Source organism: Dyella thiooxydans, from assembly GCF_001641285.1.
In the GTDB taxonomy this organism is placed as follows: Bacteria; Pseudomonadota; Gammaproteobacteria; order Xanthomonadales; family Rhodanobacteraceae; genus Dyella_A; species Dyella_A thiooxydans.
Map to the genome: position 1 here is coordinate 4,169,826 of NZ_CP014841.1, position 15,637 is coordinate 4,185,462.

At 69.6% G+C, this 15,637-nt stretch carries 4 protein-coding genes and 1 pseudogene; 1 reads left to right on the forward strand and 4 read right to left on the reverse strand.

Annotation, left to right across the window (positions count from 1 at the left end; translation table 11 throughout):
* Positions 1-48 precede the first annotated feature (48 nt).
* From ATSB10_RS18615 to ATSB10_RS18630, 4 genes and pseudogenes are all read right to left on the reverse strand, one after another.
* Positions 49-2,161, reverse strand: a pseudogene (locus ATSB10_RS18615) (M13 family metallopeptidase).
* An 87-nt stretch (positions 2,162-2,248) separates the two neighbouring features.
* Positions 2,249-6,025, reverse strand: coding sequence for a translocation/assembly module TamB domain-containing protein (locus ATSB10_RS18620; protein WP_063674193.1), 3,777 nt, complete (start codon positions 6,023-6,025; stop codon positions 2,249-2,251).
* A 10-nt stretch (positions 6,026-6,035) separates the two neighbouring features.
* Positions 6,036-7,970 (reverse strand): autotransporter assembly complex protein TamA, encoded by a 1,935-nt coding sequence (locus ATSB10_RS18625; RefSeq protein WP_236886459.1) that lies wholly within the window; start codon positions 7,968-7,970, stop codon positions 6,036-6,038.
* Positions 7,971-7,998: 28 nt separating this feature from the next.
* A complete protein-coding gene (locus ATSB10_RS18630; protein ID WP_063674194.1) occupies positions 7,999-10,617 on the reverse strand; it encodes a glycosyltransferase in 2,619 nt (872 codons plus the stop codon).
* Between the two features lie 202 nt (positions 10,618-10,819).
* Between ATSB10_RS18630 and ATSB10_RS18635 the strand changes: the two genes are divergently transcribed.
* Positions 10,820-15,565, forward strand: a complete 4,746-nt coding sequence (locus ATSB10_RS18635; RefSeq protein WP_169816733.1) for an EAL domain-containing protein — start codon at positions 10,820-10,822, stop codon at positions 15,563-15,565.
* Positions 15,566-15,637: the final 72 nt, after the last annotated feature.

Here is a 15,637-nt window from a genome sequence, read left to right on the forward strand (position 1 = left end):
GGCGCGACGTTGCCGTCGCGCCCCGGGGGTGTCACGGCCGGTCGGGCCTTACCAGATCTTCACGCGCTGGTCCGGATCCAGGTACATCGTCTGGCCCGGCTTCACGTCGAACGCCTTGTACCAGTCGTCCATGTTGCGCACGGTCTCGGCGCGGAACTGCGCCGGGGCGTGCACGTCGGTCGCCGCGCGCACGCGGGCGGCGGCATCGCGGGTCTTCGAGCGCCAGGTCTCGCCGAAGGCGATGAAGAAGCGCTGGTCGCCGGTCAGGCCGTCGATCACCGGCGCCGGCTTGCCGCCGAGCGAGGCGTGGTAGGCGGCCAGCGCGGCGGTGAGGCCGGACACGTCGGCGATGTTCTCGCCCAGTGTCTGCTGCCCGTTCACGTGCAGGCCCGGCAGGATCTCGTATGCCGTCGTACTGCTTGACCAGCTTCTGGCCCGCGGCCTCGAAGTGCTTGAGGTCGTCCGGCGTCCACCAGTTGGCCAGCTTGCCCTGCGCGTCGAAATCGGCGCCGGTGTTGTCGAAGCTGTGGCTGATCTCGTGGCCGATCACTGCGCCGATCGAGCCGTAGTTGGCGGCCGGGTCGGCCTTCGGATCGAAGAACGGCGCCTCGAGGATCGCCGCCGGGAAGTTCAGCGCGTTCTGCAGCGGCAGGTTCACCGCATTGACCGTCTGCGGGGTCATCCACCACTCGCCGCGGTCGACCGGCTGGCCGATCTTGGCGCGCTGGTGCTGGTACTCCAGTTCCACGGCGCGCAGGTGGTTGCCTAGCGCATCGTCCGGCTTGACCGTCAGCGAGCTGTAGTCGCGCCAGGTATCCGGATAGCCCACGCTGACGCGCAGCGTCTTGATCTTCTCTTTGGCCTTTCCCTTGGTGGCAGGAGTCATCCAGGTCAGCGTGTCGATGCGCTGGTCGAAGGCGTTGACGATGTTCTTCACCATCGTTTCGACTTCGGCCTTGGACGAGGCCGGGAAGTAGTTCTTCACGTAGATCTGGCCCACCGCATCACCGAGGTCGGTGCTGGTGGCGTCGATCGCATCCTTGGCGCGCGGGCGCTGCTGCGGGATGCCCTGCAGGTCGTGGCCGTAGAAGCCGAACGCAAGGTCGGCGTAGCCCTTGGGCAGCAGGCTCGCGCTGCTGTTGATGGTGTGGAAGCGCAGCAGGGTCTTCCAGGCGGACAGCGGCTCGCTGCCGACCAGCTTCGCCAGGCCGGTGACGGCATCCGGCTGCCACACGTCGATGGTCTTCACGCCGTCGAGGCCGGCGGCCTTGAAGTAGGCCGGCCAGTCCAGCCCAGGAGCCTTCTTGGCGAAGTCGGCGGTCGGCCACAGGTTGTTCGCCTTGTGCACGTCCTGGCTGTCGACCAGGCTGGTCTGTGCCTTGGCGATCTTGGTTTCCAGCGCGAGGATGGTGTTCGCTTCGGCCTCGGCGTTCTTGTCGCCGGCCTGCTTGAGCAGGGCCACGACATACGCGTGGTACTGGTCGCGGGTGGTCTTGGTCGCGGCGTCATCGGACAGGTAATAGTCGCGGCTGGGCAGGGCCAGGCCGCCCTGCAGCAGGTAGGCAATGTTCTGCGACGGGTCTTCCAGGCCCTGGGTGACGAACAGGCCGAACAGGTGGCTGGTGTGGAAGTTGGTGGCGTTGATCGGATCGACGTCGGCGCGCAGGCGGCTGCCGAGCACCTTGGCCAGGTCGGCGCGGGACTTGATGCCTTCGATCGCCGACAGCTCCGGCTCGAGCGGCTTCAGGCCGGCCTTTTCGATCGCATCGGTGTTCATGTACGCGGCGTAGTAGTCGGCGATCTTGCGCGCGTTCGAGCCGGCGGCCGGATTGCCCTCGCCGGCTTTCTGGATCAGCTCGGCGGTGCGCTTCTGGGCCAATTCGTAGAGCTTGAGGAACGAGCCGGTGCTGGAGCGGTCCGCCGGAATCTGCGTGTCCTTGAACCAGGTGCCATTGGTGTACTGGAAGAAGCCGTCACCGGCGGGCTTGGACTTGTCCATGCCGGCCAGGTCGATGCCGATCGGTGCCGGCGCGGGCGCGGCGGCGGTCTTCGGCGCGGTGCTTGCCGGGGCGGGGGCCTTCGACGAGGGGGCTTCGGAATGACCGCACGCGGCGAGCGCGGCGCAGACAGCGGTGGCAAGCATCCAGCGGGTGGGCTTCATCGGAGAACTCCGGGTGGGAAAATCCCCACACCATACGCTCCCTTTCCGGGCCCTGCAGCATGACCGACGACGCATGCGCCGGTGGCGTCAGCGCTCCAGCCGGTAGTTGAAGCTGGCGCGGCTGAAGGTCGTGGCATCTTGCGCCTCGAAGCTCCAGCGCTTGCTCAGCCGGTAGCGCAGGGTGATCACCTGGCCCGGTTCGAACAACCCCACGCCGTAGCTCAGGTACAGCCGCGGCGAGAGGTACTTGCCGACGGTGAACGCCGAGCTGCCGTTGAGTGCGTCGCTGCTGGACACGCCGATGTCGTCCACGCCGAGCTGCGAGCCGATGCGCTTGGCCAGCAGGTCGCCGCCGGCCGAGCCGAGCGCCTGTGCGGCGGAATTCACCATCGAGCCCTCGCCGCCCTTCACCTCCGACAGCGGCTTGCCGGTGATCAGGTAGGACAGCGCATCGGATTGCTCCATCACCGGCTGCGAGAACACGCTGAGCACCGGCCGCTGCGCGGTGCCGGACACGTAGAGGCCGACCTTCTGGCCCTCGTCGACGGTCGCGTTCGGGTTGAGCCGGCGCACCGCGCGGATGTCCAGCCGCGGGTTGTCGATCGGGGTGGTGGCGAACAGCAGCTGGCCGCGCTCGATCGACAGATTCTGGCCGTAGGCCCGGTAGGTGCCGGAGACGTCGACCTGACCCTGGCCGGTGGTGGCGCGGCCGGGACGCTCGCGTACCACCAGCTGGCCGCGCAGGTTGCCGTCCAGTCCCATGCCGACCAGGTGGGTGCGCTCGCCCAGGTCCACCGCCACGGTGGCGCTGATCGGCATGGCCTTCGCCTTCGCCTCCTGCTGCCGCTCGTCCATCACCACCACGTCGGGCGACGCCTTCGTGGCGCCCGCGCCGGGCAGGCGCGAGACGTCGATGTCGGCGCTGTCCAGCGCGACGCGGCCGGTGACGTCCATGCCCTGTGCGTCCTGCTTGAGCACCAGCGTGGGCGATACCACCACCCGCGCCGCGGGAATGTCGGCGGCGGTGACCTGCTGCCCCTGGAACACCAGTTCGGTGGATGCGTCGGTGCCGAAGCCGACCGTGCCGCGCACGCCCAGCGTGCCCTTGCCCGAACGCAGCGTCCCGTCCAGATGCAGCTGCCGGGCGTCGTCGGCCGCCAGCGTCAGGTGGCCGTCGGCGAGCTTTAGGCCGGCGGCGGGGATCTCCGCGGCGAGACCATCGACGGTCGCGCTGCCGGCCAGCTTGGGCGAGGCGAGTGTGCCGCCGACCTGGAAGCGCCCGGCCAGCGAGCCCTTCACGTTGGCCAGTTCGGTGGTGAGCAGTTCGACGAAGCCGAGCTGGCCGAGCTGCACGTCCACGTTGCCGGCCAGCGTCTGCCCGGGACCGGACATCGTCACCTGGCCATCGACGTGGCCGCCGCCGTCGAGCAGTGCGTGTACGGTGGCGTGCCGACTGCCGGGGACAAGGCGGGCGTCCAGGGCGAGGTCGCGGTAGGCGAGCAGCGGATGATCGCCGTGGTCGCTGTAGTTGATGGCGCCGCGGGCGGAGCGGATCGTTGCGTGGCCATCGAGCGTGCCGTCGGCCTTGCGTTCGAGCGCACCGTCGCCCTCGAGGGTGCCGTCGGCGCGCATCGGCAGGTCAGCCAGTCCGGCGGCGTTGAGAATCAGCGCCAGCGGCAGCGCGTGCAGGCGGTAGCTGGCGTCGAGCGTGCCGGCCCGGTCCTGGCTGGCCGAGGCGCACAGCAGCGGCTCGCCGGCAGACAGGCACAGTTCGCCGGCCCGCCAGCCGCCATCGCGGTAGGCCAGTGCCGTGGCCTGCTGCAGCTGCCAGCGAGGCAGGCCCTCCGGGGCCAGGTCGAGCGTGCGGAGGGTGCCGGTCCAGGCACCGTTGCGCAGCGAGCCGTCGAGTGCCAGCCGGCCGCTCAACTGGCGTCCGGTGGCATCGACGGCAAGCCGGTGAGTCGCCTCGCTGCCCTCGGCCAGCAGGTGCAGGCGGTCGAACGCCAGCCCACTTGCGAGCAGGCCCTGGCCCTGCACGTCGAGCTTGCCGGCCAGTCGGCTCAGGTCGGGCAGGCCGACGACCAGCTGCAGGTGGTCCAGCCGATCCTGGCGCCAGCCCAGCCGGTCGCCCTGCAGCGTGCCGTTGACGCTCAGCCGCGGCGCCAGCCCACGCACGACCAGATGTCCCTGCAGGTGGCCGCTGGCGTCGGGCAGCCAGTCGGACAGCGAGGCGATCGCCAGCCGCAGCTCGGCGTCGTTCTGCGCGCCCGGCTTGGCCGCCACGTGCAGGCGGCTGTTGCCGGAGGAGAGGTCCAGCGTGCCGTCCAGCACCCCGCGGGGCGACAGGTGCAGCGTGCCCTTGCCTCGCAGCATCCGCTGGCGCAGCGTGCCGGTCAGCCGCTGCAGCGCCAGCGAGCCTTCCCAGCCGTTCACCTGCCGCCGGCCGCGCGTATGCAGCTCGGCGTCGATGGCGCCGGGCCAGCCGGCGACCACTTCGCCGGGATCGAAATGCTGCGCCTGCATGTCCAACTGCCAGCCCAGGGACGGCTGCAGGTTGACGGTGCCGCTGGCGACCAGCTGTCCGTTTTTCTCCTTCAGGGCGAGCGTGTGCAGCGCGATCGAGGCCGGTGTGCCGGCCAGGTCGACGGCCAGGTGGGCCGGTTGCCCGGGCGGTCCGAGTGAGACGTCGCCATGGGCCTGGAAGTGCTCCGTGCTGCCCTTGGCGCTCAGCGAGCCATCCGTGGCCAGCACCTGGCCGACCAGCTCCTTCGGCAGCGTGACGCCCTTCCACTGCACCTTCAGATCGGCGCTGAGCGGCGTTGCGGACAGTTGCACCAGACCACTGGCCTGCAGCGAGCCCGGGATCTGCGGCGAGGCAAGGGCGAGTTGCTCGAGCTGCAGCGTGTCGAGGCTGTCGCTCAGACGCGCGCGCAGCGGCTGCAGCTGCAAGGTGGTGTCGTTCAGCTGCACGGTGCCGTCGATGCGGCCGCCGCGATGATCGCCGCTGGCCTTCAGCGACAACGCCAGCGCGTGCAGCGCTCCGGGGCCGAGGATGGGCGAGGGATCGAAGCGCGGTGCCTGCAGCGTGGCGGTCCATGGATAGTCGCCGTGCTGCTCCAGCGACACTTCGAGGGTGGCCGCGGCCGGGCTGGCCAGGGCCAGTTCGAGCTGTGCCGTGTGGCCATCGCCGCGGGCCTGCAGCTGGCCGCTCCAGGTGGTGTCGCCGAGCTTCCAGCGGAAGCGGCCCTGGCCCTGGCCGCGATAGTCGGCCGAGGCCAGTTCGCCGGACAGGTGCACCTCGCCATCCGGGCCGGCCAGATCGAACTGCCGCAGCGCGATGCCGCGCCCGGTCCAGCGGCCGGCGAGGTCGATGCGGTCGGCGGCGAATATGGATTGCCCCTGCCGAGTGATGCGCAACTGGCCGGTATGCAGGCGGTCGACCTGCACATCCAGCGGCGGCTGCAGGTCGAAGCCGCTGCCCGCCGCAGGTCGCGGCGAGGGTGGCGGCAGCGCCAACGCGATGCCGTCCGCGTCCAGCTCCAGCACGTGCAGGCGCTTGCGCAGCAGGGCAGCGAGGGACAGATCCAGCCGCGCCCGCGCGACCTGCACGTCCAGCCCCTGCTTGTCGCGGTAGCGCAGGCGCTGCACCGTCAGCGGGCCAAGCAGGCGGCCTTCGGCGCGGGCGACGCTCAGTGCGCCGCCCGTCGCGGCACTGGCGCGGGCGATGGCGAAGCGCAGGCCGCTCCCGGTACCGAGCAGCCAGCCCAGCGCCAGCGCGATCGCCAGCACGACAGCGAGCAGGCCGAACGCCAGTGCGCGCAGCCAGCGGCGGCGGGGACGGGCGGGGCGTGCTGTGTCGATCATGCGCGCCTCCTCACAGGTCCGGTCCGATCACGATGTGCAGCTCGATGCCGTGCTTCTCGCGACTGTGCACCGGCGTGCCGAAGTCGACACGGATCATCCCCACTGGCGACAGCCAGCGCACGCCGAGGCCGGCGCCGATCTTCGGCCGGTAGTCGGTGCCGGTGAAGGCGTTGCCGGCGTCGACGAAGGCGGCAATACCCCATTTTCTCGTGAAGTAGTGCTCGACCTCGGTGCTGGCCACCAGCAGGTTGCGACCGCCGATCACGCGACCATAGCTGTTGGTCGGACCGATCGACTGGAAGCCGTAGCCGCGCACCGAGCGGTCGCCGCCGGCGAAGAAGCGCAGCTGCGGCGGCAGCGCATCGAAGTTGCCGGTGGTGGTCATGCCGGCGCTGCCGCGCAGGATCAGCCGGTTGCGTCCGAGGAAGGCGCGGATCCATTTCGCATCGACGGTGAACTGGGCGAAGCGGGTGTCCGAAAGCAGCGTGCCGGCGGTGCTGCGCACGGCCAGGTTGATCGACCAGCCCTTGCGCACGAAGGTCGGGTTGTCGCCGCGCTTGCGGCCCAGCGAGGCTTCGGCGAACACCAGCGTGCTGCGGCCGTGGTCGACGCCCGGTGCGTTGTCGGGTTCGCCGCTGCGCTTGCCCACGGTGAAGGTGCCGGACAGCGCGTGCACCCCCAGCGTGCGCGTCCAGCCGTGCCACAGCCGGGTGTCGTTGCCGACCAGCTCCAGCGTGCGCGACTGCGAGGTGTCGGTGTTGGCGTCGCGGTAGTTGGCGCCGAAGTTCAGGCTGTGCTGGTTCTTGCCGGGGCGGGGGATGGAGTAGAAGGTGGAGAGCGTCTTCAGCCGCTGCGCCACCACCAGTTCGTTCTTCCATTTGTGGCCAAGGCGGTTGACCCAGCGCTTTTCCACCCCGCCACGCAGGCCGAAGCCGGTGTCGGTGCCGATGAACGGGCCGCCGGTGTAGACCGTGCGCTTGGCCGGTACCAGCTGCACGCGCACGTTCACCGTGCCGTCCTTCGCATCGTCGACGTCCGGCTGCACGTTGACCACCGAGAAGTAGTCGGCGCCGTTGAGCGCCTGCTGCAGGTCGAGCAGCTTGTCCTGCGAGAAATAGTCGCCAGGCTTGAACGGCACGTAGCGGTCGAGGAAGCCGTCGCGGAACTGCGAGCCCTCGAACTGCACTGGACCGAAGCGGTAGCGCGGGCCGGCCTCCCAGGCGAGGCGAATCACCGCGCTGCGGTCCGCGCGCGTCACCTCGACGCGATGGGTGAGCAGCTTGGCGGCGAGGAAGCCGTTCGCGGTGAGCTGGCCGCTCAGCGCGTCGCGCGCGGCGTCGTAAGCGCCGTCGTTGAGGGTCTGCCCCTTCAGCTGTTCGATCGCCCGTTCCGCGCGCCGGATCGGCGCGATCGCCCGCGCCGCCTGATCGAGGTCGACGTGCACGGCGGTGATCTTCACCGGTTCGCCCGGCTTGATGTGCAGGGTGACGCGCCAGTCGTTGCCCTGCTGGGCGAGGTCGGCATCGACGGTGGCCTCGTAATAGCCGTAAGGGCGCAGCGCCGCCTGCACCTGGTCGGGTGCGCGGGCGTACAGCCGGCGCACCTGGGCGGCGCTGACCTCGCGCGTGGCGTACTGCGACAGCTCCACCCCGGAGATCACCGCCGACTTCAGCGGATCGTCCACGCCATCGACCACCAGCTTCACGCCGGCATGCGCCGCCGTGGCGCCGGCAAAAAGCAGGAGCGCGATGGCCAGGCGGCGGATGCGGTGCCACGGGGTCAGGGCGGGGACTCCTGTCGGTCGCGGGGAGGGTCCGCGCAGCTTAGCCAGCGCCGGGTTCCGGCGGGGTGAACGGCCGGCGGCGGCGCCGCCGCTTCGGGACTCCGGCGGGGGCCGTCGGCAGATACCGTTGGCGGACGGCTTGAAGGTGACGCGCCACTCCATGGCCGATGTCCCTACGCCCCGGGCGGGCTCAGCCCGCCTTGTCGCCGGCCTTGTGCGCGATCCAGGCACCGATCACCGCGGAGAAATACGGGATCGACTGCGCGCCCAGGATGAACATCCACAGCGTGCCCTCGATGTAGCGCGTGCCGTAGGACAGCGCCATGCCGACGATGCAGCCGACCAGCGCGATCGCCATCAGCAGCTCTTCGCGCACCGGCGCGAACGCGGCGAAGCCGGATTCGCCCAGCCGGCGGCTCTTGGCGGTGACCACGAACGAGGTCTTCTCGCGGGTCAGCCCGTGCAGGATGCCGCGGGCGATGGCGTGGGACAGGCTCATGCTGGCCAGCGAGGCCATCAGCGTGTCGTACCAGCCGCAGGGGACGCGGGCGCGGTACAGCACGATGCCGAAGATCGCCTTGGCGAAGAAGAAGCCGATCACCGGGATCAGGAACAGCTGCATCGGCAGGCTGAAGTACTGCGGGAAGGCCACCATACCGGCGGTCCAGAACAATGCCATCAGGGTGAAGATCAGGTGCAGCGCGTCGGCGAACCAGCTGAACCAGCCGGTGAGGAAGTGGAAGCGCTGGCCGGCTGAGAGCGGGCCCTTCTTCACCATCCAGCTCCAGCGGCCCTTGAGGATCTGCATCGCGCCGAAGGCCCAGCGGTAGCGCTGGCTCTTGTACGCCTTGAAGTCGGCCGGGGTCAGGCCCTTGCCCATCAGCTCGTCGACGTAGACCAGCTCGTAGCCGGCGTGCATCAGGCGCAGGCCGAGCTCGGCGTCCTCGCAGATGGTCCATTCCGACCAGCCGCCGGTGCCTTCCAGCGCGCTCCGCCGCACCATGGTCATGGTGCCGTGCTGGATGATCGCGTTGCGCTCGTTGCGGTGGTGCATGCCGATGCGGAAGAAGCCGTCGAACTCCCACGCGGTCATGCGGCGGAAGCGGTTGTGCTCGAAGTCGCGATGCGCCTGCGGGCACTGCACCACGGCCACCTTCGGGTCGTGGAAATGGCCGGTGAGGGTGGACAGCCAGTCGTGGCGCACCTCGTAGTCGGCGTCGATCACCGCCACCACGTCGGCGCGCGGGTCGGTTTCCTTCAGGCCGAAGTTCAGCGCGCCGGCCTTGAAGCCGGGCCACGGTTCGAGATGGAAGAAGCGGAAGCGCGGGCCCAGCTTTTCGCAATACGCCTGCACCGGCTTCCACACGTCCGGGTTCTTGGTGTTGTTGTCGATCACCAGCACTTCGAAGTTGTCGTAGTCGAGTGCGGCGAGCGAGTCGAGCGTGACCTGCACCATCTCCGGCGGCTCGTTGTAGCAGGCCAGGTGGATCGACACGAACGGCTGCTTTTCCGGCGGATCCGGGCGCAGCATGCCGGCGCTGCGGATCCAGTCCTTCTGCCACAGGACCTCGGTGAATTCGAAGCCGTTGATCAGCAGGATCGCCAGGATCGCGATCTGCGCCGGGAACAGCAGGGTGAGCATGGTCCAGTCGACCCAGCTCAGGTAGAAATTGAACGGCAGCGTGGCCGACCAGACGACCAGGCCACAGGCCAGCTGGATCAGCGCGGCGAAGAAGAACCGGCCCATCAGCTTGAAGCGGCTGAAGCGGCGGCCGAACCAGATCATCGGCAGCAGCGCCAGCAGGCTGGCCGCCAGCGCCTTGGCCGGCCACGAGGTGTCCTCCACCACCGGTCCGGTGAACGGGAACTTCGGCTGCCGGTCGGCGTTGAAGATGCCCCAGTAGGCGCCGGTACGGCCTTCGCCGAGGGCCTCCTTCCACGGCTGGTCGAACGCTTCCAGTAGGTAGTAGTCGATGTGGCGCGCCTGGGCGGCGTTGAGCCAGTGGCGGATGAAGATCGCCTCGTTGGACACCGACGGCAGCGCGTATTTCTGGCGGTCGCCGTTGGACGGCCAGCCGATCTCGCCCACCACGATGTGCTTGGTCGGGTACATCCGCTGGATGTTGTCGTAGGCGCCGAGCGCCGCATTCAGCGCGTTGTCGCGGTCCGGGTCGACGCTGGTGCCGATGCCGTTCCAGAACGGGAACAGGTGGATGGTGATGAAATCGACGTGCTGGGCCAGTTCCGGGTACTTGATCCAGATGTAGTCCGGCTCGGCGATCGACACCGGCTGGCGCACGTGGGCGCGTACGCGGTCGAGGTAGCGGATCATCTGGTCCAGCGTCTGGTCGCCGCGGAACAGCACTTCGTTGCCCACGATCACCTTGTCGATGGTGTCCGGATAGCGGTTGGCCAGCGCGATCAGCTGGTCGATCTCGCGCTCGTTGTTGCCGCGGCGGGTGTCGATGTTGGCGCCGGCCATCACCTTCAGGCCGTCCTGGTGCGCCAGCCGGTAGACCTGCGGGTTCTCCTGGGTGGAGTAGGTGCGGATGTGCCCGGTGTACTTGCGCAGCAGCTTCAGGTCGCTGTCGATCTGCTCGTCGCTGGGGAAGTCCTGCTTGAGCGGGTTCTGGTAGCGCTGGAAGAACGACACCGAGAAGCCGTTGATCGGCCCGCGCCAGTCGTCTGGGCCATGCGGTCGGTTGCCCCACCACCACAGGCCGAGGTTCATGGCGGCCACGAGAACCGCAAGCAGGAGGGCTACCAGCAGGGGATGGCGACTGTCGTTCGTGGCTTGGGTGGCGCTCAAGAAAGATCCCCGTGAAAGCCTCCACGACGAAGGCCGGAAAGCCCGCGGAGCTTACCGAAACCCGGGCGACGGGCCAATAAAACCGCGGTCGCGTGGTCAGCCGCGCCTCAGGCCCGGCGGCCGCTTCCGGGGGCGGCTACCTGTCGCGGGCGTTGCGTCGCGCGCCCACTGGGCCGATCCTCTGTCCCATCGTCGAAAAGGCATGCAAACGATGCAGGAGCCACCGCACGAACCGGTGCACCTGTCCGGGGAACAACTGGTCCGCCTGATGGAGCTGCAGCGTCGGCTGCTCGACCTGGTGGCGCGCGGGGGACCGTTGTCGGAGCGGCTGGACGAGGCTTGCCGCCTGTTCGAGTCCTTCGTGCCGGGCGCCATGGCCACGGTGATGCGGCTGGGGCCTTCCGGGCGGCTGCACTTCGTCAGCGCTCCCAGCGTACCCGTCGCCGTCCAGACGCTGCTGGACGGCGTCGTTCCGGGCCCGGACTCCGGCTCCTGCGCATGCGCGGCCTGGACCGGCGAACCCGCCTTCGTCAGCGATGCCCGTGAGGATCCACGCTGGGCCTCGCTGCGCGACGTGGCGGCGGAGCACGGAATCGGCGCCTGCTGGTCGGCCCCGGTGCGACTGCGTTCGCGGGAAGTGGCCGGCACGTTTGCGTTGACCTCCTTCGAACGTCGCCTGCCCGACGTGCTTCATCGCCAGCTGATGGAGCTGGGCGCCGGCGTGGCCGGTCTCCTGTTCGACCAGGCGGCGGAGCATGAGCGCCAGGAGGCCGATGGCGCGGAACTGCGACGCATGGCGCTGGTGGCATCCCGGGTGCCGGTCGGGGTGGCGATCACCGATCTCGACGGGCGCATCCAGTGGGTGAATGAGGGCTTCCGCAGCCTCGGGGGCCTCGGCGACGAGGACTTGCTCGGGCACCTCCGCGGCGAGGTGATGCTGGGCGAGCGCACCGACCGGAAGGCCCTGCAGGCCCTGCATGAGGCGATCGCTGCGTGCCAGCCATTCGCCGGGATGCTGGTGGACTACCGGCGGGACGGTGGTTTCGCCATCGTGCAGGTGGCCAGCACGCCACGGCGCGACGCCGCGGGCCGCTGCGAGGGGGCACTGCTGGTGGAGACCGACGTAACCGCCAGCCGCCGCCTGGCCGACTTCAATGCCCTGCTGGCCGAGGTCACCGAGTGCGCCTCCGCCTACGACGATGCCCTGCCGCTGTTGCAGCGCGTCTGCGAGCTCGCGGTAGCGCACGCGGGGCTGTGTCTGGCCTGGGTCGGCCAGCCGGGACCGGATGGCTGGTTCGAGTTCCTTGCCAGCGCCGGCCCGGCGATCGGCTACATGGAGGGTCTTCGGATCAGCGCGGATCCGGAGCTGCCGGAAGGCGGCGGATCCACCGGGCGCACCTGGCGCGAGGGGGGCGGCTACTACAACCGCTCGTTCGCCCACGCCGGCTTTCTGGCTCCTTGGCGGGAGCGCGCCGCGCGCTTCGCGATCGGCGCCAGCGCCACGCTGCCGATCCGCCGGGGTGGCCGCATGTGGGCGGTGCTTACCGTCTACCACCTGCGTGAGGACATGTTCGATACCGAGCTGCGGACGGTGCTCGAAGCCATCGCCGGCAGCATCTCGAGGGGGCTGGACCGGCTCGACCTGGTCCACCGCGAACGCGAGATCCAGGCGCTCAACCAGTCCATGCTCGACAGCACCACGGTGGGGGTTCTGCTGCTGCGTGAGCGGGTCGTGGCGCGGGCCAACGAACGCGCCGCCCAACTGCTCGGGGCCGCCGGTGCGCAGGCGCTGCTCGGCACGCGCGCGATCGATCTCTACGCCGACCGTGCGCAGGGCGAGGCCATGCCCGGGCGCATCGCGGAGGCGTTCGCGAAGGACGGGCGCGCGGTGATGGAGGTGGCGGCCCGCCGCCTCGACGGCGACCAGGTCTGGCTGCGGATCGAGGGGGCTCCGTTCCTGCGGGCGGGCTTCGACCAGATCTGGACCCTGGTCGACATCAGCGGGCAGCGCGAGGCGCTGGCCTCCCAGGCGCTGCTGGCGCGCGCGCTCGCCTCGGTCAAGGAGGGGGTGATCATCACCGATGCCGAGCAGCGTACGGTCTACGTGAACCGCGCCTTCGAAACGATCACCGGGTACGGCCCGGACGACATCCTCGGTCGCAACTGCCGTCTGCTGCAGGGCGAGCTGACCGATCCGGGCATGCGCGCCCGGATCATCGCTCGCCTGTCTGCCAAAGACAGCTTCGAGGGCGAGATCCTCAACTACCGCAAGGACGGCCGCAGCTTCTGGAACCTGCTGGCGATCACGCCGTTGCGCGACGAGGCGGGGCAGGTGACCCATTTCGTGGGCGTGCAGCGCAACATCGACGAGATCCGCGCCTTGCGCGACCGGCTCGAGTACCTGGCCTTCCACGACGACCTCACCGGCCTGCCGAACCGGCGCGAACTGGATCGGCACTTGCCGGGCGCGATCGCCGCCGCCCAGGCCGCGCGACGGGCGCTGGCGGTCGGCAAGATCGACCTGGACGACTTCAGGGTGGTCAACGAGAGCTTCGGTCCGAGTCGCGGTGACCAGTTGTTGCAGCAGTTGTCCCAGCGCATCCGCCAGCGGCTTGCGCCGGGCGAGTTCCTGGCGCGCGTAGGCGGCGACGAGTTCGTCGTGGTGCTGTCCAGCCGGGGGGCCGCCTTCACCGACGAAGAGCTGGATGCCTGCGCCGGCCGCCTCGGCGAGGCGTTCGCCGACCCGGTGTCACTTGCACCGGGCCTGCAGGTGGAAGTCTCCCAGAGCATGGGTATCGCGTTGTTTCCCGACGATGGCGCCGAAGGCGGCCTGCTGCTGCGCAATGCCGAGGAGGCGCTGTACCAGTGCAAGCAGAACCGACGCAGTCGCCGACGCTGGTGGCTTCGCCACGGAACGGCACCGGCGGCGGATGCCCACGTCGAGCAGTCCATCGAGGCCTACGGCGAGGACGCCTCGCGCCTGCTGCGCAAGCTGGCATCGCAGACGGATGCCGTGCAGCAGACCTTCATCGAGGAGTTCTACCGGCGCCTGGGCGACGAGCCGCATTCGCGCGAGATCCTCGACGGGCTGGCCCCCGCCGACCTCGCCCTCCTGCGCGAACGCCAGGGTGAACACCTGCGCCGACTGGCCGGTGGCGACCTGTCGTGGGAACGACTGCAGGAAGAGAGCCGGCGGCTCGGACGCATCCACGCCCTGGTCGGCGTGGACGGTGCCCAGCTGATGTACTGGATGGCGGTGTATCGCGACATGCTGAGTGCCCACTTCAACGCCCAGCCGATGCTCGCCCGCGAGCGCTACCAGGTGGTGCAGCTGCTGGACCAGCGCATCCGCGACGACATGCAGATCCAGCTGCAGGCGCAGGCCGAGACCAACGAGCAGTTCGTCGAGATGGTCCTGCAGGCGCTGCCTGCCTCGTGGGGGTCGTGGACGGATGCGATGGGCAGCGAGCTCGCCCAGCTTGCCCGGATGCCCGGCATCGCCTGTGCGCTGGTGCTGCGGCAGAGTTCCGAGGGCGTGTTCAGCGTGGAGGCCAGCGACGGGCCGCTGGCGCCGCAGGTAACCGCATTGTTCGCTGCCGAAGGTGGCGAGATCGGACCGCTGCGCCCGCCTTCCGATTCGTTGCTGATACGTGCCTGGCAGTCCGGTCGGGTGCATGCGTCCGCCTCGCTCGTGCGATCGACCCGCGTCGACAGCTGGGGCGAACTGGACGAGCACATGCTGCGCCTGGGGATCCGCGCCGGAGCCCACCTGCCGGTGCTGGACGCGCAGGGGCAGCCGGTGGCGCTGCTGGTGGTGCTCGGCCGTTTCCCGCGCCAGTTCGGCGGCACGGTGATGCAGCAGTTCACCCGCAACCTGCAGCAGCGCTGGAGCGAGATCTGGCAGCGCGGCACGCGCCCGCCGCCGCCGGTCTCGCAGGAACAGGCGGTTGCCTATCGCCGCCGCCTGTTCGAGGGCGGGCTGCAGATGGCGATGCAGCCCATCGTGGACCTGCGCGATGGCAAGCTGGCCAAGGTGGAGGCGCTGGCGCGGCTGGTGCTGGAGGACGGGACCATGGTCGGCCCCGACGTGTTCATCCCGCTACTGCGCCAGGTCGAGCTGGACCGCCTGTTCGTGCGCGGGCTGGACATCGCGCTCGCTGCACTGTGCGCCTGGCAGGCCGAAGGCCTGGTGGTCGACGTGTCGATCAACCTGCCGCCACTGACCCTGGCCGAGCCGGCCTGCGCATCCTGGGTGGCGCAGGCGCTGGCCACGCACCGGGTGGCGCCGCACCGGCTGGTGCTGGAGGTCCTGGAGACGCAGCAGTTCGACGAGCTGGTGCGCGACGAGAACGTGCAGCGCCTGCTCGATCTCGGCGTGCAGCTGGCCATGGACGACCTGGGCTCCGGCTACAGCAGCCTGCGCCGGCTGGCGAGCCTGCCTTTCAGCGCAATCAAGGTCGACCAGGACCTGCTCAAGCGCCTGCGCAGCGAGCCGGCGCAGACCATCAGCCTGGTCAGCGCGGTGATCCAGATGGGCCGCGACTTCGGCTGCGATGTGGTGGTGGAGGGGCTGGAGGACGTGGGCATGATCGAGGTCGCCCGCCTGCTCGGCGCCCGTTACGGGCAGGGCTATGGCCTCGGTCGCCCGATGCCGGTCGAGGCGCTGCCGTGCTGGCATCGCCAGACGCGCATGCCCGACCTGTCCGCGCCGCTGTCCACGCGCATCGGTGCGGTCGCGTTCCAGTGGTGGTCGATCAGGCATCGCTCGCTGCACGCCGCCACGCTCGAGGCCTGCCCGATGAGTGTCCTGCTGGCGCAACTGGGCGACTCCGGTCAGGCGGCACGCGTGCTCCACGATCGGCAGCACGCCGAGCCGCACAACAGCGCAGTTGCCCGCGACCTGCTCGATGCACTGGAAGCGCTGGTGCGATCGCGCCCGGTCGACTAGCTACCCCTTTGCTGGAGGCGGAGGATCTTTTTCTGCCGGATGCGGTCTGCGCCTGCACAGCCGGACCTCACC

Bases quoted from the DNA above. Each gene is read 5' to 3' on its own strand.
- ATSB10_RS18625 (WP_236886459.1), bottom strand. From the start codon at position 7,970: ATGGAGTGGCGCGTCACCTTCAAGCCGTCCGCCAACGGTATCTGCCGA.
- ATSB10_RS18635 (WP_169816733.1), top strand. From the start codon at position 10,820: ATGCAAACGATGCAGGAGCCACCGCACGAACCGGTGCACCTGTCCGGG.
- ATSB10_RS18620 (WP_063674193.1), bottom strand. From the start codon at position 6,025: ATGATCGACACAGCACGCCCCGCCCGTCCCCGCCGCCGCTGGCTGCGC.